Source organism: Rhodococcus sp. B10 (genome assembly GCF_011770055.1).
Lineage (GTDB): Bacteria > Actinomycetota > Actinomycetes > Mycobacteriales > Mycobacteriaceae > Rhodococcoides > Rhodococcoides kyotonensis_B.
This window is the reverse complement of the sequence record NZ_JAAFYV010000012.1, coordinates 20,815-43,898: the sequence shown is the minus strand read 5'-3', so window position 1 is coordinate 43,898 and position 23,084 is coordinate 20,815. Positions and strand designations below refer to the sequence as shown.

Annotated in this window: 23 protein-coding genes and 1 tRNA gene; 11 read left to right on the top strand and 13 right to left on the bottom strand. The window is 66.0% G+C overall.

The window, feature by feature from the left end:
- Positions 1-10 precede the first annotated feature (10 nt).
- Positions 11-544 carry a MarR family transcriptional regulator gene (locus tag RhoFasB10_RS10205; protein ID WP_068427079.1) on the bottom strand — a complete coding sequence of 178 codons (534 nt, stop codon included), beginning with the start codon at positions 542-544 and terminating at the stop codon, positions 11-13.
- A 66-nt stretch (positions 545-610) separates the two neighbouring features.
- The gene (locus RhoFasB10_RS10200) at positions 611-832 is read right to left on the bottom strand and encodes a hypothetical protein (protein WP_167676281.1); all 222 of its coding nucleotides are present in this window, start codon (positions 830-832) and stop codon (positions 611-613) included.
- A gap of 92 nt (positions 833-924) precedes the next feature.
- On the opposite strand from RhoFasB10_RS10200, the gene RhoFasB10_RS10195 reads away from it, so the two are divergent.
- Positions 925-1,701: a VOC family protein gene (locus tag RhoFasB10_RS10195; RefSeq protein WP_167676279.1), complete on the top strand. Its 777-nt coding sequence runs from the start codon at positions 925-927 to the stop codon at positions 1,699-1,701.
- Here RhoFasB10_RS10195 and RhoFasB10_RS10190 read toward each other — a convergent pair.
- Positions 1,692-2,126, bottom strand: a complete 435-nt coding sequence (locus RhoFasB10_RS10190; protein ID WP_167676277.1) for a DUF1707 domain-containing protein — start codon at positions 2,124-2,126, stop codon at positions 1,692-1,694. The genes RhoFasB10_RS10195 and RhoFasB10_RS10190 overlap by 10 nt on opposite strands.
- 104 nt (positions 2,127-2,230) lie before the next feature.
- Between RhoFasB10_RS10190 and RhoFasB10_RS10185 the strand changes: the two genes are divergently transcribed.
- Entirely contained in the window at positions 2,231-2,755 is a 525-nt protein-coding gene (locus RhoFasB10_RS10185; RefSeq protein WP_308115252.1) for a helix-turn-helix transcriptional regulator, read from the top strand.
- Between the two features lie 7 nt (positions 2,756-2,762).
- Here RhoFasB10_RS10185 and RhoFasB10_RS26635 read toward each other — a convergent pair whose 3' ends face one another.
- From RhoFasB10_RS26635 to RhoFasB10_RS10160, 6 genes are all read right to left on the bottom strand, one after another.
- The gene (locus tag RhoFasB10_RS26635; RefSeq protein ID WP_308115253.1) at positions 2,763-3,101 is read right to left on the bottom strand and encodes a GvpL/GvpF family gas vesicle protein; all 339 of its coding nucleotides are present in this window, start codon (positions 3,099-3,101) and stop codon (positions 2,763-2,765) included.
- Complete coding sequence (locus tag RhoFasB10_RS26630; protein ID WP_308115254.1) at positions 3,076-3,480, bottom strand: GvpL/GvpF family gas vesicle protein; 405 nt, start codon at positions 3,478-3,480, stop codon at positions 3,076-3,078. Before RhoFasB10_RS26630 ends, RhoFasB10_RS26635 begins: the two co-directional genes overlap by 26 nt.
- A gap of 63 nt (positions 3,481-3,543) precedes the next feature.
- The gene (locus RhoFasB10_RS10175) at positions 3,544-4,122 is read right to left on the bottom strand and encodes a class I SAM-dependent methyltransferase (RefSeq protein ID WP_167676273.1); all 579 of its coding nucleotides are present in this window, start codon (positions 4,120-4,122) and stop codon (positions 3,544-3,546) included.
- A gap of 23 nt (positions 4,123-4,145) precedes the next feature.
- A complete protein-coding gene (locus RhoFasB10_RS10170) occupies positions 4,146-5,291 on the bottom strand; it encodes a sulfotransferase (RefSeq protein ID WP_167676271.1) in 1,146 nt (381 codons plus the stop codon).
- 8 nt (positions 5,292-5,299) lie between these two features.
- Complete coding sequence (locus RhoFasB10_RS10165) at positions 5,300-6,082, bottom strand: SDR family oxidoreductase (protein ID WP_167676269.1); 783 nt, start codon at positions 6,080-6,082, stop codon at positions 5,300-5,302.
- Positions 6,079-7,239 (bottom strand): hypothetical protein, encoded by a 1,161-nt coding sequence (locus RhoFasB10_RS10160; RefSeq protein WP_167676267.1) that lies wholly within the window; start codon positions 7,237-7,239, stop codon positions 6,079-6,081. Before RhoFasB10_RS10160 ends, RhoFasB10_RS10165 begins: the two co-directional genes overlap by 4 nt.
- A gap of 132 nt (positions 7,240-7,371) precedes the next feature.
- Here RhoFasB10_RS10160 and cysD point away from each other — a divergent pair, with 132 nt between their 5' ends.
- The 3 genes from cysD to RhoFasB10_RS10145 are packed head-to-tail and all read left to right on the top strand — an operon-like array spanning position 7,372 to position 11,206.
- The gene (cysD, locus tag RhoFasB10_RS10155) at positions 7,372-8,277 is read left to right on the top strand and encodes a sulfate adenylyltransferase subunit CysD (RefSeq protein ID WP_346764376.1); all 906 of its coding nucleotides are present in this window, start codon (positions 7,372-7,374) and stop codon (positions 8,275-8,277) included.
- Positions 8,277-10,115 (top strand): adenylyl-sulfate kinase, encoded by a 1,839-nt coding sequence (cysC, locus tag RhoFasB10_RS10150; protein WP_068429424.1) that lies wholly within the window; start codon positions 8,277-8,279, stop codon positions 10,113-10,115. The genes cysD and cysC overlap by 1 nt, the downstream gene beginning before the upstream one ends.
- An 8-nt stretch (positions 10,116-10,123) precedes the next feature.
- Positions 10,124-11,206, top strand: coding sequence for a 3'(2'),5'-bisphosphate nucleotidase CysQ (locus tag RhoFasB10_RS10145; RefSeq protein ID WP_068429454.1), 1,083 nt, complete (start codon positions 10,124-10,126; stop codon positions 11,204-11,206).
- Here the strand turns inward: RhoFasB10_RS10145 and RhoFasB10_RS10140 are convergent.
- Positions 11,190-12,086 (bottom strand): hypothetical protein, encoded by an 897-nt coding sequence (locus tag RhoFasB10_RS10140; protein ID WP_167676263.1) that lies wholly within the window; start codon positions 12,084-12,086, stop codon positions 11,190-11,192. The two genes, RhoFasB10_RS10145 and RhoFasB10_RS10140, sit on opposite strands and share 17 nt — an antisense overlap.
- A gap of 35 nt (positions 12,087-12,121) precedes the next feature.
- Positions 12,122-12,194: transfer RNA gene (locus tag RhoFasB10_RS10135), tRNA-Arg, on the bottom strand.
- 98 nt (positions 12,195-12,292) lie between these two features.
- Here RhoFasB10_RS10135 and RhoFasB10_RS10130 point away from each other — a divergent pair.
- Complete coding sequence (locus RhoFasB10_RS10130) at positions 12,293-14,683, top strand: phosphoketolase family protein (RefSeq protein WP_068429418.1); 2,391 nt, start codon at positions 12,293-12,295, stop codon at positions 14,681-14,683.
- Here RhoFasB10_RS10130 and RhoFasB10_RS10125 read toward each other — a convergent pair.
- Together RhoFasB10_RS10125 and RhoFasB10_RS10120 are read right to left on the bottom strand one after the other, a co-directional pair.
- A complete protein-coding gene (locus RhoFasB10_RS10125) occupies positions 14,676-15,359 on the bottom strand; it encodes a DUF305 domain-containing protein (RefSeq protein WP_068429416.1) in 684 nt (227 codons plus the stop codon). The genes RhoFasB10_RS10130 and RhoFasB10_RS10125 overlap by 8 nt on opposite strands.
- Entirely contained in the window at positions 15,359-16,264 is a 906-nt protein-coding gene (locus RhoFasB10_RS10120; protein ID WP_068429413.1) for a DUF3105 domain-containing protein, read from the bottom strand. Before RhoFasB10_RS10120 ends, RhoFasB10_RS10125 begins: the two co-directional genes overlap by 1 nt.
- Positions 16,265-16,451: 187 nt before the next feature.
- Between RhoFasB10_RS10120 and argS the strand changes: the two genes are divergently transcribed.
- From argS to thrB, 5 genes are read left to right on the top strand one after another with little or no spacing between them, the layout of a single operon-like run.
- Positions 16,452-18,104, top strand: coding sequence for an arginine--tRNA ligase (argS, locus tag RhoFasB10_RS10115; protein ID WP_068429410.1), 1,653 nt, complete (start codon positions 16,452-16,454; stop codon positions 18,102-18,104).
- Positions 18,101-19,522, top strand: coding sequence for a diaminopimelate decarboxylase (gene lysA / locus RhoFasB10_RS10110; RefSeq protein WP_068429407.1), 1,422 nt, complete (start codon positions 18,101-18,103; stop codon positions 19,520-19,522). The genes argS and lysA overlap by 4 nt, the downstream gene beginning before the upstream one ends.
- Positions 19,519-20,820, top strand: a complete 1,302-nt coding sequence (locus tag RhoFasB10_RS10105) for a homoserine dehydrogenase (RefSeq protein ID WP_068429404.1) — start codon at positions 19,519-19,521, stop codon at positions 20,818-20,820. Before lysA ends, RhoFasB10_RS10105 begins: the two co-directional genes overlap by 4 nt.
- On the top strand, positions 20,817-21,884 hold the full coding sequence (gene thrC / locus RhoFasB10_RS10100; RefSeq protein ID WP_068429402.1) for a threonine synthase: 1,068 nt from the start codon (positions 20,817-20,819) through the stop codon (positions 21,882-21,884). The genes RhoFasB10_RS10105 and thrC overlap by 4 nt, the downstream gene beginning before the upstream one ends.
- 17 nt (positions 21,885-21,901) lie before the next feature.
- A complete protein-coding gene (gene thrB, locus RhoFasB10_RS10095) occupies positions 21,902-22,834 on the top strand; it encodes a homoserine kinase (protein ID WP_068429452.1) in 933 nt (310 codons plus the stop codon).
- The last annotated feature ends 250 nt before the right edge of the window (positions 22,835-23,084 follow it).

The window sequence follows — 23,084 nt, the reverse complement described above, 5'->3', positions numbered from 1 at the left end:
CTCTACCGAATTACCAGGCAGAACCGGTGCCTGCGTCGTCGAAATCGCCCGCGGCACGACGCAGTTCGGCGAGAATGCGTACCAGCGACGTCAGGCGTTCCTTGGCCAGTCCCGGCTTGCCGAACACCTGGTCGTTCAGTTTCTCGGTGGCATCCACAGCGAGCGCGCGACCTGACTCGGTGATCTCCACGAGTGTCGTGCGGCGATCGCTGGGATGCGGTGTGCGCTGGACGTATCCCGCAGCCTCCAGTCGGTCGACGGCATTGGTGACGCTCGTCGGGTGAACCTGGAGGCGGGCGCTGGCCTTCGCCATCGGCAGCGCGCCGTTCTTCGTGAACGTGAGCAGTGTCAGTAATTCGTAGCGCGAGAACGTAAGTCCTGTGGGCTTGAGCACTTCCTCGACGCGGGCGAGCATGATCTGTTGCGCGCGCATCAGCGATGTGACGGCAGCCATCCCGTCGGCCACGTCTCCCCATCCATGCTTGGTCCACTGACGGTGGGCTTCTGCGATGGGATCGAGCGGGAGAGGCGACGATGCAGACATGCGTTCCATCTTCCCACGTATGTGCGGCTACGCCGCCCGTGCGCGAAAAGTTGTAGCGGAGTCCGACTAAGCGCGCACCGGTGGCGCAGTCGCGGCCCGGTGCGCACCCGAGAATCGGTGCTCCCATCCGGAGTCGTCGAGCCGGAAGCCTTCCCATCGTCGGCCGTCGAGCGCGCGACGGTTGACGGTGGCTGCCGAGACCATCCACGCCATCGCGCGGGTGTCGGAGGGCAGTTCGGTCTGCGCGAGTACGGCGTCGTCTGCGCCGCGTAACTGGTATGTAGCCATGCTCGAGACATTCCACGGATCGGCTGTGAGGAAACATGCATTGCCCCTGCCGATGTGCTGTGAGTGTCGTACCATCCGCGTACCTTGTGTGCATGCCTGCCAAGGATTACCTGGTCGATGCTCCGTGCTGGGTCGATCTGACCAGTTCGGATCCCCGCACCGTCGTGTCGTTCTACAACGGCCTGTTCGGATGGGAAGCCGATGTCAGCAAGGAAGCCGAGTACGGCGGGTACACCACGTTCCTGAAGAACGACGTGCCGGTGGCGGGTCTCGGCGGGCAGATGCCCGGCGCCACGATCACGAACGTGTGGAACACCTACATTGCGTCCGCCGACGCGAAGGCGAGCGTCGACAAGTCCGTCGACGCGGGCGCGCAGGTGCTGTGTCCTGCCATGCAAGTCGGTGATCAGGGCGCCATGGCGCTGGTGGTCGACGCCGGGGGAGCGGTCACCGGCATCTGGCAGGCCGACCGGCATCGCGGCTACGGGCTGTGGGGTGAGCACGGCACACCCGTCTGGCACGAGCAATTCACGCACCACTACGGCGCTGCACTGGAGTTCTACGAGTCGGTGTTCGGATGGACGTACGGCGTTCTGGGAGACACGGACGAGTTCCGGTACTCCCAGGGCTTCGTCGCTGGTGACATGGTGGCGGGCATCATGGACGCCGACAGATACCTGCAGGCCGACGTCCCGTCGCACTGGCGGCTCTATTTCGGAGTCGACGACACCGATGCTGCAGTCGAGAAAGTGACCGCACTCGGAGGGACGGTCGTCGACGCCGCAAAGGACTCCCCGTTCGGACGCATCGCGGGCATCGCGGACCCGCTGGGTGCACGGTTCCAGATCGCGTCGATCGTTCAGTCGTAGACCCGACGCCCCGCGCAGCCCATCGGCATCCGTATGCCGGTCACGCGTTGCAGCGCCAGCATTGCTCCCCACGGCCCGATCACCCACATCGGCCAGAAGTACAGAACGCCGCCCGTCGCAACCGACGTGACAGCCCAGATGACCAGGCACAGCACGCCGACGCCTGCCCACGCCGCGATCTCGTGATCACGCCGGACCGGCTTCGCGGAGACCTCAGGATCAGTTGCCTGCGGCAGGTCGTCGAACACCGACGTCAGATCCGCGCGCGTCACGGCCGAGTAGACACGTGCGGCACGGGCGTCGAAGTCGTCGATCGACAGCCGACCCGTCGACACGTGGCCGGTGAGGGCCTCGACTGCCGAATCGCGTTCGGCGTCGGACACGCGTGACGCAGGTGAGTGGGACGTGGACGGTTGATAGGACATCGCAGACTCCAGACCGTTCGGAGCTGACATTCCACTGTGGAATGTCATCGGTTTCAAGCTTCGACCTACCACTGTGGAATGTCAAGGTGTGTGACGATGAATTCGTGACCGACACCCCACTGAACGCCACCGCCGCGTCGCTGCTCGGGTTCCTGCACGACGGCCCGATGACCGGATGGGACCTGCATGCGACGGCCGAGGCCTGCATCGGCGGCTTCTGGACGGTGACGCGTAGCCAGGTCTATCGCGAGCTGACCAGTCTGTCGTCGCGCGGATTAGTCGCTCCGGGCGCCCAGGGTGCACGGGCGCAGAAGCCGTTCACGATCACCGACGAGGGTAGGGCTGCGTTCGCTCGGTGGATCGACCGCGATCCCGGCGAAGCCACCATTCGGCACCCGCTGCTGCTCACCATCGCGTTCGCTGCGCACCTCGATCCGACCCGGCGTGCCGAGATTCTCGAAGAACACCGCCGGCGTCACGAGGAGGTGCTTGCGCGATACCGCCAGGAGTGGGCCAGGAGCAAGGATCACCGGTCCGTATTCGATTCCGCCACTCTGGATTTCGGCATCCGCTACGAACAGGCGACGCTGGACTGGTTCGACGCGCTACCGGACGCGGTGACCGAGTGATCGTGCATCACGACGGGCCCGGGTCCTCGTCGATGCCGGTGAACGAGTACGGCGGCCACGGACCCGTCAGTTCTAGTTCGAGGCGTGCGTAGGTGCGATTCAGAAACGACACCGCCGCGGCGAAATCACCCGTGCGGCGCCGTTCGACGAGGTATGTGCTGACGAGCGGCATCCACGGACGGGAGCCGGCGAGCTCGGGCGCCGCGGGCTCTCGCCGGCGACCAGCCACCGCTGCCTCCAGCAATGCGGCGTACACGTCGTTCGCGTCGGCAGCGACGGAAAGCTCGATGTCTGCGCGCGAGGACGGCTCGTCGTCGTTGTCACGAGGCAACGACGTATCGGCCACGCACACCCCACTCGGCCCGGCCTGCAATTCGGCGTAGGGCGGTGTCGAACGCGGTTCGACGTGCGCTCAGCGTCGCCCGCACGTGGTCGTCGTCCGAGTAGACGGTCGCGAGTCGCATCGGAACCGTGTCGGCCGTGTGTGCCACAGCGCCGACGACGCCGTCGTGTACGCGAGCGACGTCGTCGAGCCAGTCGGCTTTCTCCAGATTGCGATGCAGCGCCTCGTCGCCGAACGTGTCGAAGGGGACGGACCCCACCACCGCAGTCAACCCGGCTGCCTCGATCACGCGGACGCGTTCGCCCGCGACGCCGGGTGGAAGGTCGGCGTCGATCGGGCCGTCTCCGACGACGGCGTACACCCACGTGCCTGTGTTCGTCACGATCGTCCTCATGCGAGGTCCTACCCTCCCACGCTAGGACGCGTCGGAGACGAGAAGAAGTGGCTAAAGACCCAACCGGGCGACCGTGACCGCCCAGTCCGCGCCGGGGTGCCAGGGACGGAGGTCCCACGTCGCAAACCGCTGTTCGACGCGTAAGCCCGCGGCGGCGAGGTCGTCGTCGAACTGCTCGACGGTGTACTGCCGGTCCGTCGCGAAACCGGCGACGAACACACCTGTCGGTTTCATATGTGCGACAACACGTTCGAGTGCCGTCCGTTCGGTTCCCGGTGTCATGAACACCATGACGTTGCCGGCTGCGACGACCGCGTCGAACGTCTGCCCGAGGTCGAAGTCGGTGAGGTCGGCGAGGTGCACGCTGATGTTCGGATGTGTGCGGGCTTCTTCGACCAACACCGGATCGAGGTCGACGGCCGTGACGGTGTGACCCCGGCGCGCGAGTTCGGCGCCGAGACGTGCGGTACCGCACCCGGCGTCGAGGACGGAACTTGCGGGAGACAGGAGCGCGTCGACCATTCGCGCTTCGCCGTGCAGGTCGACGCCCTGTGCCGCGAGTCGGTCGAAACGTTCGATGTAGCGTCGCGAGTGGTCCGGGGTGTTCTCGTTCTGCCAGCGCGTCGCCATGGGAGCAACGATAGAGCGTGTGCTCAGCAGGCCCCCAACCGCCGCTCCACTTCGCGTCTGTCCAGGCCGAAGTCGCTGAGAGCGTAGCGGTGTGCGGGTCTGCGGTTGCCGCTACGGCTTTCGGCGTGCAGGGTCGACATCCGCGTACGCGCCTCCGCAGTGAGGCGGAGTCCGAAGTGGCGATAGAGCGATTCGACAGTGCCGAGAGGGTCGGCGACGAAGTCGTGATAGTCGACGTCGTGGAACTGCGTCGGATCGGCCGTGGCCCGCGCGGCCGCGAACACCTCGAGCCCACGCTCCCACAGGTCGAGTTGTGTGCGCCCGATGACGTCGCCGGTGAACTTCTCGCTCCAGCCGGCGGTGGCCTGTTCGGCGAGACTGCACATCGACGGCATGATCGTGGCCGGTTCGCGGTGCATCTGGACGACGAGCGCGTCCGGGTAGACCTGCAGCAACTCGTCGAGCGCGAACAGGTGGCTCGGGTTCTTCAGCACCCATCGGCGGTCGGTGTCGTGCAGTCCGATGAGCTGCAGGTTGCGGCGGTGCCGCCGGTACGCGCCGAGCCAGCTCTGTTGGGCGAGCCACGACGAGTACGTCGGCAGATAGGCGAGGCACTCGTACGCGATCGACTGCACGGACTGCCGCAGCAGCTGCCAGCATTCTTCGACCTCGGCGGCCGACATGTAGTGCACACCCATGAATTCGGGATGGTCGACGTGATGCTGCGCGAAGCCTCTCTCCAGTGCGGCGAACACGGGATTCGCGTCCCACGTCTCGCGGGGTGGACGCGGCCCAGGTACCTCGGTCAGCCACATCTCCAACCCTTGATGCGACGGGTCGACGGTCAGAAGTCGATGCAGCGCAGTGGTTCCCGTGCGAGGCAGGCCCGTGACGAAGATCGGCCGCTCGATCGGCACCGACGCGTACTCCGGGTGTTGTGCCCACGCCTGCTCGCTCAGCAATCGGGCGATCAGCGCGCCACGCAGGAAGTAGCGGTGCATCTTCGAACCGGCGGCGGTCAGTTCGGCGTCCCGCCGATACGATTCGAGCAGCACGGCGAGCGCCTCGCGATAGTCGTCGGAGCCGAAGTCGGACAAGCCGGTGGCCTTCGTCGCCGACGCGTGCAGATCGGCGACGGTGCCGACGTCGGTGCGTTCCGTGCTGGTCATCGCCGCTCCTAGTGGTGGTATTCGCCGCAGTTCACGTCCAGACACTGGCCGGTGATCGCCCGTGCGCGCGACGACGAGAGGAACACGACGGCGTCGGCGATCTCGTCGGGTTCGGGCAGCCGTCGTAGATCCATGGTCGACGCGGTCTGCCGATAGATCTGTTCGCTCGTCGTGCTGTACTTCTGGGCCAGATGCTCGAAGTAGCTCTTCAACGTCGAACCCCAGATATAGCCCGGCGCAACGGTGTTGACGCGGATCCCCTGCGGTCCGAGTTCACTCGCCAGGGTCTGCGACATCGCCAGCAGCGACGCCTTGGCGATCTTGTAGCCACCGTACTTCGGCTGGGAGTGTCGGATGACCGCAGAATTGATCATGACGATCGAACCGCGGGACTTCGTCAATGCGGAAGTGAACAGCTGCGACAGGCGCAGTGTCCCGAACAGCGACAGTTCGAGCCCTGCCCTGATGCTCGCGGGCTCGGTGTGCGCGAGGTCCTTCATCGACGGGATCGCGAAAGCATTGTTGATCAGCGCGTCGACGTGCCCGAACGCGTCGACGGCCTTGACGACCAACCTCGTCGCCGACGCCTCGTCGGTGATGTCGGTGGGCACGGCGACCGCCTGCCGACCGAGACCGGCGACCTCCTTCGCGACGTCGTCGAGGTAGCTCGCGGTGCGGGCGGCCAACACCAGATCGGCGCCTTCGGCTGCACACCGCAGCGCGATGGACCTGCCGAGTGAGGGGCCGATGCCGGAGACGACGACGACGGAGCCGTCGAGCAGACCGGTCATCCGAGCATCCGTCGTGCGACGGCATCGCGGCGTGCGGCGATCCGCCGGGCGAAGTCGTCGTCGGAAATCTTGTTGAGTTCGTGGAACGGCAGCCGCGAGGCCACTTGGTCGAAGTCGACCACCTCGATGATCGGTCCGTCGGCTGCGGTCATGGCTCGGGATACGCGCTGCCACCGAAACTGTGCGTACCCGCGCGAGTGCCCTGTGGTCTCGATCCAGTTGGTCACGTGGGGATTTCGTTCGCTCACGACCAGTCGGATGTTGCCGTCGGGGTCAACCTGTGCCTGCTCCGACGTCAGCGACGTCTGATGATCGATGTAGTCGAGCGAGATGTACCAGAGACTGCCGAGTTGGAATCCCTGATAGGGCGCATCGGATTTCGGGACGGTGATGATCATCGCCTGGTCCGCGCCGAGCTCGTAGTGTCCGGCCGACGAGTACTGGGTGCTGAGTCCTCCTGGCGTGAGCCGCGGCTCGGTCATCGTGTTGACGTCGAGGTTCAGGTAGTACCACTGCGGAAACTGGAGAAATGTGCGCAGCCGGCCGACGAGCATCTTGCCTGCCGTCGAATACCGTTTCGCGACAGCCTCTTTGGAGTGCGGCGGTGGTGCGTCGCCGTCGCTCCCGACGCGACGGATGGTCAGGGTGCCGCGCTCGGCGGACCAGTCGCCGTAGACCTCGCGCACGACCAGCATCGACGATCCCGGGCCCAGCGTGAAGTGGTTCGGTAGGTCCGACGCCGGGCCGAAGTGGAGTTCGAAGCTACCGTCGGGTGAGATCTCGATCTGTCGATCGTCGAATGCGGTGAGGCTGTCCGGGACGTCGACGGGCGAATAATCGCCCTTCAGTATCTGAAAGCTCAGATCGGTTGTGGTCCCGCGCCTTCCGGAGACGATGTACTCCTCGTCGTCGCGGATGTTCGCGTGGAAGTACAGCGTGTCCGGGTTGTCCAGGCCCATCTTGGTGTACGGGCCGGTGGACGACGCGAAGTGCGGAAAGTCGGGATCGTATGCCCACGCCATCTGGATCGACGCCTGAATGTTGCCGGCCAGATAGTCGAGGCCCTCGGCGAGATCGCGCTCGTCGCGTGCGTGTGGCGCCTCCTCGACGATCTTCTCGGCCGCCGCGATCGCGTCGGTGAATGCCTCGGTGAGCACGCGCATCTCCTCGTTCCGATTGTCACGATCAAATGTAGAACAGGTTCTAGTATATGAGGATATGGTGCATGGTGTTGCTGGTCAATGACCAGAAGGGCAGTTGCAACGGGTTCCATTGCGAAGGAGTGTGCCGTGGCATCGACCGAGTACGCACTGTCGCACCTCGGCGCGCTCGAAGCCGAGGCCGTGCACATCTTTCGGGAAGTGGCGGCCACCGCGGAACGACCGGTGCTGCTGTTCTCCGGCGGCAAGGACTCCGTCGTCATGCTGCATGTCGCAGCGAAGGCGTTCTGGCCCGCCCGAATCCCGTTCGCGGCGTTGCACGTCGACACCGGCCACAACTTCGACGAGGTCATCGACTTCCGGGATCGTACGGTCGCCCGCCTCGGCATCCCGCTCATCGTCGCGCGAGTGCAGGACGACATCGACGCGGGCCGGTCGATTCCGGATCCGGGCGGCTCTCGGAATCGTCTGCAGACCAGAACGTTGCTGCGTGCGATCGAGGAGAGGAACTTCGACGCGGTGTTCGGGGGAGCGCGCCGCGACGAGGAGAAGGCGCGCGCGAAGGAACGCGTGTTCAGTTTTCGCGACGAGCACGGGCAGTGGGATCCACGCAAACAGCGGCCGGAACTGTGGCAGCTGTACAACGGTCGTCACCAACGCGGTGAGCACTGTCGGGTGTTCCCTCTGTCGAACTGGACCGAGCTCGACATATGGCAGTACATCGCGGCCGAAGGCATCGCGCTGCCGAATCTGTACTACGCGCACCGGCGGCAGGTCGTGTCGCGTGACGGAATGCTGTTGGCAGCAACACGGTTCGTCGACATACGGGACGACGAGCCGTTCGACGCGCTCGTCCGCTTCCGCACCGTCGGCGACGCCACGTGCACCGGGTGCGTCCGCTCGACAGCCGACGATCCCGCTGCCGTCGTCGCCGAGATCGCATCAACACGCACCACCGAACGCGGTGCAACGCGCGCCGACGACCGAATCTCGGACACCGGCATGGAAGATCGCAAGAAGGAAGGCTACTTCTGATGTCCGAGTTGCTCAGGGTGGCCACGGCAGGAAGCGTCGACGACGGCAAGTCGACGCTCATCGGCCGGTTGCTGTACGACTCGAAGGCGATCTTCGACGACCAGTGGGATGCCGTCGAACGAACGTCGCGCGCCCGCGGCGGTGACGACGTCGACCTCGCCCTGCTCACCGACGGGCTGCGCGCCGAGCGTGAACAGGGCATCACCATCGACGTCGCCTACCGCTACTTCTCCACGCCGAAAAGAAAATTCGTCGTCGCGGACACGCCGGGCCACGTGCAGTACACGCGCAACATGGTGACGGGCGCGTCGACGGCCGACCTCGCATTGATTCTCGTCGACGCCAGGGCCGGGGTACTCCAACAGACCAGGCGTCACGCGTTCCTGGCGTCGTTGCTCGGCGTCGCGCATCTGGTGTTGTGCGTCAACAAGATGGACCTCGTCGACTGGTCCGAGGATCGATTCGAGGAGATCAAGGCCGACTTCTCCTCGTTCGCAACCAAACTCGACGTGCACGATCTGACGTTCGTTCCGATGTGCGCCTTGGGCGGCGACAACGTGGTGCACCGAACCGAGTCGATGCCGTGGTACACGGGTGGTTCTCTGATGCACGTTCTTGAGGAGGTGCACGTCGCGTCGGACCGCAACCTCATCGACGCACGGTTCCCGGTGCAATACGTGATCAGGCCGAAAGACGACGGTGAGCATCGCGACTTTCGGGGGTTGGCGGGCACGGTCGCCGGAGGTGTGTTCGCGCCGGGCGACGAAATCGTGGTCCTTCCGTCGGGTTTTCGGACGCGGATCTCGGCGGTGTGGGGACCGGGCGGAGCGAAGATCACCGAGGGATTCGCATCGTCGGCAGTCTGTCTCGAACTCGACGATCCGCTCGACGTCGGCCGTGGCGACATGCTGTGCCGTCCGAACAATCGTCCCGACATCGGCACGGACATCGACGCGATGGTGTGTTGGCTCGCCGAGGGCGCGGAACTGCGGCCCGAAGATCGCTATCTGATGCTGCACACCAGCAACTCCACGATCGCGCATGTCACCCGACTCGACTATCGACTGGACGTCGACACCCTGCACCGAGACAGGTCGGCAGAGTCGTTGTCGCTCAACGACATCGGCCGCGTCCGCATCCGCACGCAGAACCCGCTGTTCTTCGACCCGTATCGCCGCAACCGCGTGACCGGAAGCTTTCTGCTCGTGAACGAGAGCACCGGCGCCACCGTCGCAGCGGGGATGATCGGCGGGCCGGCTCTGACGGCATCGAACGTCGTGTGGCACGCTGCGCGAGTCGAACGCGAGAGTCGCGCGACCCGAGGGGCGACCGTGTGGCTGACCGGGTTGTCGGCGTCGGGAAAGTCGACGATCGCGGCGGAACTCGAGCGGATTCTGGTGGCGTCGGGTAGGCCCGCGTATCGGCTCGACGGCGACAACCTGCGGCACGGACTCAACTCCGATCTCGGATTCGGTCGGACGAGCCGCGCCGAGAACGTGCGACGCGTCGGCGAGGTCGCCGGACTGATGGCCGACGCGGGGCTCGTCGCCATTGCCTGCCTCATCAGCCCGTATCGCGCGGACCGCGACGACGCGAGACGTGTCCACGACCGTGCGGGCCTGCCGTTCTTCGAGGTCCACGTCGACACGCCGCTCGAGGTCTGCGCACAGCGTGACCCGAAGGGCATGTACGCCAAGGCGCGTGCCGGTGAGATCACGGGGTTCACCGGCGTCGACGATCCCTACGAGGCGCCCGAGCACCCCGACCTCGTGCTGCGGCCGTCGGACGGCGATCCCGCGGCGCAAGCGGCGCGAATTGTGGAATTGTTGAGCGCGTGACGTATTCGCTGGAGGACGACGCCCACTTCGCCGCCGACGTCGCGCGCGCTGCGGGGGAGTTGCTGCTGGAGATTCGGGACGGCGCGAGCGTGACGGGACGCGAACTGGGCCGTCTCGGCGACGCGCAGGCCAACGACCTGATCCTCGCGCGGCTGAAGACCGACCGTCCGGACGACGCGGTGCTTTCGGAGGAGTCGGTCGACGATCGCGCCCGCCTCGACGCCTCACGCGTCTGGATCATCGATCCGCTCGACGGATCACGCGAATACGGCATGAGCGACCGCGCCGACTGGGCCGTGCACGTCGGTCTGTGGGAAGCAGGGAAGGGGATGACGGCGTCGGCCGTCGCGCAACCGGCTGCAGGCGTCATGTATTCGACTGCGGACGTGAGCCTGCCGGCGCGGTCGGACCGCAGACCGCAGCTCGTCGTCAGCGACAGCCGCCCGCCGTATTACATGGACGCGCTCGCGGCCGACGTCGGCGGCGACGTCGTCACGATGGGGTCCGCCGGAGCCAAGGCGATGGCCGTCGTGCGCGGGGACGTCGACGCGTACGTCCACTCCGGTGGGCAGTGGGAATGGGACTCGGCCGCGCCCGTCGGTGTTGCGCTGGCGGCCGGGCTGCACTGCTCACGAATCGACGGAACGCCGTTGACGTACAACAACTCTCATCCGTACGTGCCGGATCTGCTGATCTGTCGGCCGGAACTTTCCGAGCCGCTGCTGCGCGGAATTGCCGCGCATGCGACGCGCGACGCCGACTCCGGACGGGTCGCGATGGCACGCGAGTACATCAAGGCTCTCGTCAGTCACGACGCCACCAAACTGCGACTTGCCGACGCGTGCCGACGCGTCGAGAACGGAAACAGCACCGGCGACACCGGCCAGTTCATCCGCGACGACCTGGAACAAGGACAGCAGTACAAGCCCATCGTCGCGGTGCGTGATCTCGCCTTCCGGGAGTGGGGCACCAGCGTCGTCGGGCGCTATCTGCTCGACCTGGACGGCGGCGTGACCGTGTCCGTCACCGAGCACTTCGAGATCCCGGCAGGGGACATCACCACCATCACCGCCATCATCGAGCCTGCCTAGCGCGGTCGAGCGCGTTCTGCGCCTCCTCCGTCCGCGCCTCTGCGTCGGTGAGCACTCGCTTCAGGCGCCTGGCTTCACGATCGGCCGACTTCACGGTCCGACGCGCTTCGGCTTCCTGCTCCTCGGCTTCGTGTAGTTCGCTACGCAGTCGAGCGAGCCGCTCCTTGACCTCGGCGAGGTTCTCTTCGGCGGATTCTGCATCGGCGCGGGCGGATTCGGCGTCGGCGCGCGCCGACGCCTCGTCCTCCTTCGCTTCCTCCAATTGTTCCCTGGCCTCGTCGAGGGCTTTCTGGTCGACGGTTTCGGGCTCTTCGTCGGCGGTCTCCTCGTCGGTGGTCTGCTCTGCGCCCGGCTCCTCTTCCTCGTCGGGAAGCTCCGGTGCCAACGCAAGCATCGCGGGACCGAACCCGCTGTACGACTCGGCCGTGACGACGCGGCCCGCCCTGACCCGCTCGCCGACGTCGGGATCTGCGAGAGCCGCGTTCAGGGTCTGACCGATTTCACGTTCCGCGTCGTCGGCGCCTGGTTTGCCGTGCTCGGCTGCGATCTTCACGGCGCGACGCGTCAGCGCCCGGATCGCCTGCTGGCGTGCCCCGGACAGTTCCTTGAGCTCGTCGGCGGCCGAACGTCTTTGAGCCTCGCGCAGACTGTCGCCGAGGTCGAACAGTTCGGCGACGTCCTCGGGTTCCTCGCGGACCAGCAGATTGACCATCCACGCGACGACGGTGGGTTTGCGCAGCGCTCCGATGGTGGTGGCAGTTTTTCGGTCGCCGGCTTTACGGGCGCGGGCGACGGCGTCCTTGCGCGCGGCGACGAACTCGGAGGGGTCGAGCGAATACAGTTCGTCGGCTACGTCGTCGAAATCGACTTGATCGGGCACACAGCCATACTCGCATCGAGTGATGGAAGAAGGTGTGCCCCCGGCAGGATTCGAACCTGCGGCCTTTCGCTCCGGAGGCGAACGCTCTATCCCCTGAGCTACGGGGGCCAGGGCGGGTCCAAGACTAGCGCATCACCCCCGGCAGCCGAAATCGACCTAGTGTCGTGGGTACGGGGGACAGTCAAGACCAGCCGAAAGGATGATCGGTGACAGCACAGGACTACTCGACGGACGACCTGGATCTCGACTTGAAATGGTGGGCGGCGGCAAACTATCTGACCGTCGCTCAGATCTATCTGCAGGACAACACTCTCCTCGGTGAGCCGCTGACCGCGGCCCACATCAAGCCTCGCCTCCTCGGCCACTGGGGGACGAGCCCGGCGCTGTCGATGATCTATGCGCTGCTCAACCGGCATATCAAGAACACCGACTCGGATTGGCTGTACGTGACCGGACCCGGTCACGGAGGGCCTGCGCTGGTGGCGTCGACCTATCTGGAAGGCACGTATTCGGAGGTCTATCCGCACGTTTCCCGCGACACCGAGGGCGTTCGACGGCTCTGCCGTCAGTTCTCGTCGCCCGGCGGCATCCCTAGCCATGTCAGCGTCCAGACCCCCGGCAGCATCCACGAAGGCGGCGAACTCGGGTACGCGCTCGTGCACGCGGGCGGCGCGGCGTTCGATCGGCCCGATCTGACCGTCGCGTGCGTCATCGGTGACGGGGAGGCGGAAACGGGCCCGCTCGCCGGATCGTGGAAGCTACCGGCGTTCCTGAATCCCCGCCGGGACGGCGCGGTGCTGCCGATCCTGAATCTCAACGGCGCCAAGATCGCGGGGCCGACGGTGTTCGGCCGCAGCAGCGACGAGGACGTCGACGCATTCCTGCGCGGGCAGGGATGGGATCCGGTCGTCGTATCGGGAGACGATCCGCGGCAGGTGTTCCCGGCTCTCGAACGGGCGATCCGCGAGTCACACAACACGATTCGTGCGATACAGAGCACTGCCCGTTCCGGCGGGAAGCCAGACTTGCGTTGGCCCGCGATCGTTCTGCGCACCCCGAAGGGATGGACCGGCCCGCACACCGTCGACGGCACACTCGTCGAGGGAACCTTTCGCGCGCACCAGGTTCCGCTGTCCGGGGTTCGCACCGACCCCGACCACCTCGCGCAGTTGGAATCCTGGATGCGGTCCTACGAGCCGCAGAACCTGTTCGACGACGACGGTGCCCTGGTGAAAGAGCTTGCGGCACTTGCTCCGTCGGGAGACAAGCGCATGGGGTCGACGCCGTACGCGAACGGCGGCAGGCTTCTACGACCGCTACGAATTCCGCCGCTCGAGAAGTACGAGATCCCGATCGAGGCACCCGGCGCCGGATTCCACGAGACGACGCGTGTGCTCGGCGAGCTGATGCGCGACATCTATGCGGACAACACCCGCGACGACGGTGGCGGTGACTTCCGGCTGTTCTGCCCGGACGAGACGGCCAGCAATCGCCTGGCGGCGGTGTTCGACGCGACCGACCGGTGCTGGCAGCTGCCGATCGAGGAGTGGGACGACCACCTCTCGCCCGACGGACGCGTCATGGAGGTGCTGAGTGAACATCTCTGCGAGGGCTGGCTGGAAGGCTATCTGCTGGCGGGCGGACACGGCGTGTTCGCCAGCTACGAGGCGTTCGCGATGGTCAGCGTCTCGATGATGATCCAGCACGTCAAGTGGCTGCAGCACGCCGCGGACCTGCCCTGGCGTGAGCCGGTGGCGTCGCTCAACGTGTTGCTGACGAGCACGTGCTGGCGCAACGATCACAACGGCTTCAGCCACCAGGGGCCGGGCATGATCGACGCAGTCATCCCGCTGGCACCCGACGTCGTGCGTGTCTGGTTGCCGCCGGACTCGAACACGCTGTTGTCGATCTCCGATCACTGTCTGCGCAGCCGCGATCACGTCAATCTGATCGTCGTCGACAAGCAGCCGCACCTGCAGTACCTGACGTTGGAGCAGGCTCACGAGCACTGCGCGGCCGGCGCGTCGATCTGGGAATGGGCAGGCACCGAGACCGACACGGCCGGGACGCCGAGCGAGCCGGACATCGTGCTCGCGGCGGCCGGTGACGTGCCGACGCAGGAGATTCTCGCGGCCGCGCAGATTCTGCGCGAATGGGTCCCGTACCTGCGGGTGCGCGTCGTCAACGTCGTCGATCTGATGGGGTTGCTGACGCCGGAGGAGCATCCGCACGGCTTCCCGGAGACGAAGTTCGTCGATCTGTTCACCGCCGATGCAGACGTCGTCTTCGCCTTTCACGGCTACCCGCGTGCCGTGCACGAGCTTCTGCACGGACGCACGGGTGCCGATCGGTTCCACGTCCGCGGCTTCAACGAACAGGGCACGACGACGACACCGTTCGACATGGTCGTGCTGAACAAGATGAGCCGCTACCACCTCGTGCTGGAGGCGCTACGGCGGTCGCGTCGCGTACCCGAGAAGGGCGGAGAGCTGATCGACTACTGCACGTCCCAGCTCGCGCGGCACGAGAAGTACGTCGTCGAGCACCTCGAGGACATGCCCGAGGTGGCCGACTGGACGTTCTCGGTCTCTAGCTAGGCGCCAAGGGTTGGGCGCCACGCTCGGCGAGCATCTGCTTCATGAGCGTGGCCTCGCTCTCCTGCGTGGAGATCATCGATTCGGCGAGCCGCTTCAGAGCGGGAGTCTCGGCGTGGTCGACGGCGTACTCCATCATCGACAGGCCGCCCTCGTGGTGCCGCAGCATCAACTGCAGGAACATCACGTCGACGGCCGGGCCGGTTGCTTGGCGCAATGCTGCGAGCTCGTCGGCCGTCGCCATGCCCGGCATGGCCGCAACCGATCCTGTCGGCTGTGAGGCCATCGACATCGTGTGGGAGTGGCCTTCGTCGTCCTTCATCCAGCCCATGTAGCCGTTCGATCCGACGGGAGCGCGGTCCCAGATGGCCAGCCAGCCCTGCATCTGGCCCACCTGGTTCTGCTGCGAGGTCAGCATGTCGAACGCGAGCGTTCGCACGGGCTGGTCGGCTGCGTTGGTCAGTGCGATCGAGGACATGTCGATGGCCTGGTTGTGGTGCACCGACATGTCCTGGGCGAAGCCGACGTCGACCGAATCCGCTGCAGGCACGGAGTCGTCGCCACCGAGCACGGTGGTCCTGGCGAGGAATCCGAGGGCGAATCCGACGGCGACGGCCGCGATCAGTCCCAGGATCGCCAGCGCGGCGACCTGGGACTTCTTACGGGGTTGATCCGACATCAGGACGCGGGCGCCGGTTCTGCCGGAGCTTCGGTCGGGAGTTGGAGATCGGAGGGAAGCTGCATGCCATCGGGCAGACCACCGGTAGCGCCGGTCTCGCTGGCGTCGGGCGTGATGCCCGCGCCGTCCATCGGCACGGCGTCGGCCCCGGGAGCCGACGCGTCGAACGGCGGCGGGTTGTCGGGATCGAACGAGCCGGGCACGGTCGAGCAGCTGGCACCGACCTCGGGGTATGCGTAGCGGTTCAGGCGCAGCGCAGCGATGAAGTGATCGATGCGCTCGTCGTCGACGCTGTCGAGCTTCAGCTGGTGGCCCCACGACTGCAGCGACACGGCGGAGTCCTGGCCGGGGTACGGCGACATCAGCATGTAGGACTCACCGTCGACCTTGTCGGCGAGAGTGGAGATCTGATCCTCGCCGAGTTCGTCCGGGTTGTACGTGATCCATACGGCGCCGTGTTCGAGCGAGTGCACGGCGTTCTCGGTACGGATGGCCTCGGGGTAGACGACGCCGGTGCACGTGGCCCACACCGCATCGTGCGGTCCACCGAACGGGGGAGTCTGGTCGTACGCGACGCGCTGGGTCGGGCTGACGTGCAGCGCCGCCGGGTACTCCATCTTCACCACGTCGGCGATCTGCGACGACGGGTCCTGATTGCTCTCGCTCGGCTCCCACTTCTGGGTCTCGGCGCGCTGCTGGTACTTGGGAACGAGGTTGATCGCGAGAATCGCGATGAGACCGACCACGACGACGATCGCTCCGACCGTCAGCCAGGGAATCTGCCGACCCGGACGTCCGGATTTGGTCGCCGGGACGCCGCTCTTTCTCTTGGCGGCCTTGATGGCCTTGTTGGCCTTGGCGGCCGACTTCTTGCTCTGACCGCCGCTATCGGAACCCGTGGGCATCGCTGTCGTCGCTCTTTCGGTTGTGGGAGGTGCGACGTGTCCGCGCACCTGGTTGCAAGATCGCAGGGCGCCATTACTGTACGTTCTCATTCTGAGCGCATGCTTTGAGGCCGTCCGGGGGTGACGCCTGCCCTCATGAGGTACTGGCTGCCGACCGACCCTGCCCTAGACCATAGGATAGCTACCTGTGACTCCAGCCGACCTTGCCGAACTGCTACACGCGACCGCCGCGAAGGTGCTTGCCGAACGCGGTCTCGACGCGTCCGTGCTGCCCCAGAAGCTGACGGTCGAACGACCCCGCAACCCCGAGCACGGTGACTACGCGACCAACGTCGCACTTCAGGTCGCCAAGAAAGCCGGCGCCAATCCGCGCGATTTCGCCGGTTGGCTCGCCGAAGCCCTCGCCGCCGACTCCGCGATCGCCAGCGCCGACGTCGCGGGCCCCGGATTCCTCAACATTCGCCTCGCGGCGGACGCGCAGGGCGCGATCGTCGCCCAGGCGCTCACCGCGGCCGCGTCGTACGGCCACGGAACTGCGCTCGCAGGCCGCAAGGTGAACCTCGAGTTCGTCTCCGCGAACCCGACCGGCCCGATCCACCTGGGCGGCACCCGGTGGGCAGCCGTCGGCGACGCGCTGGGCCGGATCCTGACTGCTCAGGGAGCCGAGGTGGTACGCGAGTACTACTTCAACGATCACGGTGCGCAGATCGACCGCTTCAGCCGCTCGCTCATCGCCGCCGCGAAGGGTGAACCGGCGCCCGAGGACGGCTACGCGGGCGCCTACATCGGTGAAATTGCACAGGCTGTGCTCGCGAAGAGCCCCGAGGCGCTCGCGATGGCACCCGAAGCACAGGCCGAGACCTTCCGGTCCATCGGCGTCGACCTGATGTTCGCGCAGATCAAGAAGAATCTGCACGAGTTCGGCGTCGACTTCGACGTGTACTTCCACGAGAACTCGCTGTTCGAATCCGGTGCGGTCGAGAAGGCCGTCGACTACCTGAAGAACTCGGGAAGCCTCTACCACGAGGACGGAGCCTGGTGGCTGCGCAGCACCGACTTCGGTGACGACAAGGATCGCGTCGTCATCAAGAGCGACGGCAACGCCGCGTACATCGCCGGTGACATCGCGTACTTCCAGAACAAGCGCCAGCGCGGCTTCGACCTGTGCATCTACATGCTCGGCGCGGACCACCACGGTTACGTGGGTCGCCTCAAGGCCGCCGCGGCAGCGTACGGCGACGACCCCGACACCGTCGAGGTGCTCATCGGCCAGATGGTCAACCTGGTGCGCGACGGCGCCCCGGTCAAGATGAGCAAGCGCGCGGGCACCGTCATCACGCTCGACGACCTGGTCGACGCCATCGGCGTCGACGCGGCCCGCTACGTGCTCGTGCGCTCGTCGGTCGACTCGAGCATCGACATCGACCTCGAACTGTGGGCCAGTGCGAGCAACGAGAACCCGGTCTACTACGTCCAGTACGCGCACGCGCGGCTCGCGTCGCTGGCACGGGGCGCGGCCGAACTGGGCCTGTCCGCCGAGAACCCGGACCTGTCCCTGCTGACGCAGGAGCAGGAGGGCGACCTGATCCGGACGATCGGCGAATACCCGCGCGTCGTAGCCAGTGCGGCGAATCTGCGTGAGCCGCACCGCATTGCGCGGTACCTCGAAGAACTGGCCGGTGCCTACCACCGGTTCTACGGTGCATGCCGTGTACTTCCCCAAGGAGACGAGGAGCCAGGCCCCGTGAACATCGCACGTTTGGCGTTGGGCAACGCAACCCGGCAGGTGCTGGCCAACGGCCTCGACCTGCTCGGCGTCAGCGCACCGGAGCGGATGTGAACGCGCATCCCGCCGGTCCGAAGCACGCCGACGTCGCGACCAAGGAGTCGTGGACGGAACGACCCGCCTCGGCGTCGGAGATGACAACGCTTCCCGCGCATGTCTTCCCGCGCAACGCCGCTCGCGGCGACGACGGCGTGGTCCGCCTCGCCGGAGTGCCGGTCACCGAACTGGCCGAGCAGTACGGCACCCCGCTGTTCGTCATCGACGAGGACGACTTCCGTTCGCGGGCACGGGAAATGGCGTCGGCGTTCGGTGACCCGGCACGAGTTCACTACGCGTCCAAAGCGTTCCTGTGCGGAGAGATAGCGCGCTGGATCGCCGACGAGGGACTCTCGCTCGACGTGTGCTCCGGCGGTGAACTGGGCATCGCACTCGCCGCGGGATTCCCGGCGAACCGAATTGCCATGCACGGCAACAACAAGTCGATCGACGAGCTGACCGCAGGCGTGCGAGCCGGGGTCGAACACGTCGTACTCGACTCGAGCATCGAGATCGACCGACTCGACGCCGTCGCCGGAGAACTCGGTGTCGTTCAGGACGTCCTGGTGCGCGTCACCGTCGGGGTCGAGGCACACACGCACGAGTTCATCGCGACCGCGCACGAGGATCAGAAATTCGGATTCTCGCTGGCCGACGGCTCGGCGCTGGACGCGGTTCGCCGTGTCTTCGCCGCCGACAACCTGCGACTCGTCGGACTGCACAGCCACATCGGCTCGCAGATCTTCGAGGTCGACGGTTTCGAACTCGCCGCGCACAAGTTGCTGGGCCTGCTGCGAGACGTGGTGTCGGAGTTCGGTACCGACAAGACTGCGCAGATCTCGACCATCGATCTCGGTGGCGGCATGGGCATCTCGTACGTGGCCAGTGACGACCCGCCCGCGGTCGAGGACCTCGCCGCGAAGTTGAAGTCCATCGTCGCAAGCGAATCGGCGGCCGTGGGCCTGCCGGTGCCTCGTATCGACGTCGAGCCGGGACGCGCCATCGCCGGTCCTGGCACGGTCACGCTGTACGAGGTCGGCACCACCAAGGACGTGACGGTCGATGCGAAGACTCGTCGCCGCTACATCAGCGTCGACGGTGGAATGAGCGACAACATTCGTACGTCGCTGTACCAGGCCGAGTACGACTGCAGGTTGGTCTCGCGTGACAGCGAATCGGATGCGGTGCTCGCTCGGGTCGTCGGAAAGCATTGCGAGAGCGGCGACATCGTTATCAAGAACACGTGGATGCCGAGCGACGTCGGACCGGGCGACCTGTTGGCCGTCGCCGCGACCGGTGCGTACTGCTACTCGATGTCCAGTCGGTACAACCTGTTGACTCGACCTGCCGTCGTGGCAGTGAAAGACGGAAAGTCCCGCCTCGTTCTGCGCCGGGAGACATTGGAAGATCTGCTCAGCTTGGAGGTGCAGCCGTGACATCGAAGCCGTTGGGTGTGGCCGTTCTCGGTCTCGGAAACGTCGGAAGCGAAGTCGTTCGCATTCTGACCGAGAACGCAGCCGACTTCGAGGCGAGAGTAGGTGCGCCGCTGGAGATTCGGGGCATCGCAGTGCGTCGCATCGACGGTGATCGTGGCGTCGACGCCTCGTTGCTGACCGACGATCCGGCGTCGCTCGTCGAGCGCGAGGACGTCGATCTCGTCGTCGAGGTGCTGGGCGGCATCGACGTTCCTCGCAAGCTGATCTTCTCGGCCCTCGAGAAGGGCAAGTCGGTCGTCACCGCGAACAAGGCGTTGCTCGCCGAGTACGCGGGCGAGCTCAACGACGCGGCCGAGAAGTCCCGCGCCGACCTGTATTTCGAGGCTGCCGTCGCGGGCGCCATTCCGGTCGTGCGCCCGCTGATGCAGTCGCTCGCAGGCGATCGCGTCAACAAGGTCGCCGGAATCGTCAACGGCACGACCAACTTCATCCTGTCCGCGATGGACGACACGGGTGCCGACTACGCCGAGACGCTCGCCGAAGCGGGACGTCTCGGGTACGCCGAAGCGGATCCCACCGCCGACGTCGAGGGTTACGACGCCGCGTCCAAGGCTGCGATTCTCGCGTCGATCGCGTTCCACACCCGCGTCACCGCGGGCGACGTCTACCGCGAGGGCATCAGCAAGATCACCGGGGAGGACCTGCAGACGGCACGGTCGCTCGACTGCACCATCAAGCTGCTCGCCATCTGCGAACGCATCACGACGCCGAAGGGCAAGGAGCGTATCTCCGCTCGCGTCTACCCGGCGCTCGTTCCGCGGAACCACCCGCTGGCGACGGTGAACGGCGCGTTCAACGCCGTGGTCGTCGAAGCCGAGGCTGCAGGACGTCTCATGTTCTACGGACAGGGTGCAGGCGGTTCGCCGACGGCGTCTGCCGTGCTCGGCGACCTGGTGATGGCCGCACGCAACAAGTTCTACGGCGGACGCGGTCCGCTGGAGTCGAAGTACGCCAAACTCAAGGTTGCGCCCATAGGAGACATCCCCACTCGGTACTACGTGAGCATGCAGGTGGCCGATCGCCCGGGCGTTCTGGCGACGGTCGCGGCCGAGTTCTCCAAGCGTGACGTCAGTATCTCGACAGTCCGTCAGCAGGATGCGGGCGACGGCGCCCGCCTCGTCGTCGTCACCCACGTCGCCGCGGATTCCGCACTCTCCGAAACCGTCTCGGCGCTCGAGAAGCTCGACGTCGTCACGTCAGTCGCAAGCGTTCTCAGATTGGAAGGCACCACCGAATGACCGTTCACACGCCGTGGCCAGGGCTGATCGAGGCGTACCGCGATCGCCTCGCTCTCGGACCGGACTGGAAGACCGTGACCCTGCTCGAGGGTGGCACGCCGCTGATCCACGCGGAGCACCTGTCCGAGATCACCGGATGCGACGTACATCTGAAGGTGGAGGGGCTCAACCCGACGGGGTCGTTCAAGGACCGCGGTATGACGATGGCCGTCACCGACGCGCTCGCTCGCGGCCAGGAAGCTGTGCTGTGCGCGTCGACGGGCAACACGTCGGCGTCCGCCGCTGCGTACGCGGCCAAGGCCAAGATGGGCTGCGCGGTGCTCGTGCCGCAGGGCAAGATCGCAATGGGCAAGCTCGCCCAGGCAGTCATGCACGGCGCGAAGATCATTCAGGTGCAGGGCAACTTCGACGACTGCCTCGAGCTCGCCCGTAAGACCACGGCCGAGTTCCCGACGATCGGCCTCGTCAACTCCGTCAACCCCGTGCGTATCGAGGGACAGAAGACGGCCGCGTTCGAGGTGTGCGACGCACTCGGCAAAGCGCCTGACGTGCATGCACTTCCGGTCGGCAACGCCGGAAACATCACCGCGTACTGGCGTGGATACTCCGAGTATTTCCGTGACGGCATCACGTCGGTCAAGCCGCGCATGCTCGGTGTCCAGGCCGCGGGCGCAGCACCTCTCGTCAGCGGTGCACCGGTGAAGGATCCGGAAACCATCGCCACCGCGATCCGCATCGGTTCGCCCGCGTCGTGGAACGGTGCGGTCGCAGCCAAGGAAGAGTCGGGCGGCGCGTTCCGTGCGGCCACCGACGACGAGATTCTCGAGGCCTACCGCCTGGTCGCCAGGACCGAAGGTGTCTTCGTCGAGCCTGCGTCGGCGGCAAGCATCGCCGGCCTGCTCGCCGCACGTAAGGAAGGCTGGCTGGACAGCGGACTGACCGTCGTCTGCACCGTGACCGGCAACGGCCTCAAGGACCCCGACACCGCACTGTCGGGAATGCCTGTCGTCGAACCCATCCCGGTCGATCCCGTCGCTGTGGCGTCTGCGCTCGAGCTGGCGTAGTGACAGAATCCGCGACCATGACGACAACGCTGCCGACCGGTCTGACCGTGACCGCCCGTGTGCCTGCGTCGAGTGCCAATCTCGGCCCGGGGTTCGACACCCTCGGTATCGCACTGGGCCTGTACGACGAGGTCACCGTCACCACGACCACGTCGGGTCTGAGCATCCACGTTCAGGGCGAAGGTGCCGACGACGTCCCGTGGGGGCCGACGCATCTCGTCGTACGGGCGATCGAGCGTGGGCTGGAGGCGGCAGGCGTCTGGGCCGACGGCCTGGATGTGGTGTGCAACAACGTCATTCCGCATTCGCGTGGTCTCGGATCATCGGCGTCGGCGGTCGTCGGAGGACTGGCGGCCGCCAACGGTCTCGCGGCGAAACTCGATCCGTCGCTCGCGCTGAGCGACGAGCAACTCGTGCAGTTGTCGTCCGAATTCGAAGGTCATCCGGACAACGCGTCGGCCAGTGTGCTCGGCGGTGCCGTCGTGTCGTGGAGCGAGCCGGCAAGCGCGAGCATCACGCAACGCACCTATTCGGCCGTGCGTCTTGCCGTGCATCCGGACATCCGCGTCGTCGCGCTCGTACCCTCGGAGCGATCGTCGACGTCGCATACCCGTGGTCTGCTACCGGAATTGGTCCCGCATCGCGACGCGGCGTTCAATGTCAGCAGGGGAGCGCTCGCGGTCGTCGCGCTGACACAGAGGCCCGATCTGTTGATGGCCGCGACCGAGGACCTGTTGCATCAAGGTCAGCGTTCGAGTGCGTTGCCGGACGCGACGAAGTGGATCTCGTCACTGCGCGCGCGCGGCATCGCGGCGGTGTTGTCTGGCGCCGGGCCGACGGTACTGGCTCTGTGCACGGAACCGTTTCCGCAGGACATGAAGGAACAGGCAGACAGCGAAGGACTGAAAGTTCTCGAGCTCGAGGTCGCCGACGGCGTCCGAATCGGGTGACTCGCCGGTAACCGGTTCTTGCCGACTGTGTCGAACAGGGCTATTCTGAGGTTCGTCCGTACATCGTGCGCTTCAGACGCCGGTTTTCACCAGGGCATTCAAGTTGCTGCATCCGGGGGATTCCACGTCCGGGGTGGTTGACGTTCCTGGCTCGATTCCCATCCGCAACACACACGCGGCATCGGAATCGGTCGTCTGTCCGAAGCGTGTCGATCGTGAACGGCTACATCCGGGTTCGATACGAGATTCG

Excerpts from the sequence above, each read along its gene's own strand:
- cysC (WP_068429424.1), top strand. The coding sequence starts at position 8,277 with ATGTCCGAGTTGCTCAGGGTGGCCACGGCAGGAAGCGTCGACGACGGC.
- RhoFasB10_RS10125 (WP_068429416.1), bottom strand. The coding sequence starts at position 15,359 with ATGTCGGATCAACCCCGTAAGAAGTCCCAGGTCGCCGCGCTGGCGATC.
- RhoFasB10_RS10205 (WP_068427079.1), bottom strand. The coding sequence starts at position 544 with ATGTCTGCATCGTCGCCTCTCCCGCTCGATCCCATCGCAGAAGCCCAC.
- RhoFasB10_RS10190 (WP_167676277.1), bottom strand. The coding sequence starts at position 2,126 with ATGTCCTATCAACCGTCCACGTCCCACTCACCTGCGTCACGCGTGTCC.
- RhoFasB10_RS10195 (WP_167676279.1), top strand. The coding sequence starts at position 925 with ATGCCTGCCAAGGATTACCTGGTCGATGCTCCGTGCTGGGTCGATCTG.
- RhoFasB10_RS10175 (WP_167676273.1), bottom strand. The coding sequence starts at position 4,122 with ATGGCGACGCGCTGGCAGAACGAGAACACCCCGGACCACTCGCGACGC.
- thrB (WP_068429452.1), top strand. The coding sequence starts at position 21,902 with ATGACGACAACGCTGCCGACCGGTCTGACCGTGACCGCCCGTGTGCCT.
- RhoFasB10_RS10165 (WP_167676269.1), bottom strand. The coding sequence starts at position 6,082 with ATGACCGGTCTGCTCGACGGCTCCGTCGTCGTCGTCTCCGGCATCGGC.
- RhoFasB10_RS10200 (WP_167676281.1), bottom strand. The coding sequence starts at position 832 with ATGGCTACATACCAGTTACGCGGCGCAGACGACGCCGTACTCGCGCAG.
- RhoFasB10_RS10170 (WP_167676271.1), bottom strand. The coding sequence starts at position 5,291 with ATGACCAGCACGGAACGCACCGACGTCGGCACCGTCGCCGATCTGCAC.
- RhoFasB10_RS10120 (WP_068429413.1), bottom strand. The coding sequence starts at position 16,264 with ATGCCCACGGGTTCCGATAGCGGCGGTCAGAGCAAGAAGTCGGCCGCC.
- thrC (WP_068429402.1), top strand. The coding sequence starts at position 20,817 with ATGACCGTTCACACGCCGTGGCCAGGGCTGATCGAGGCGTACCGCGAT.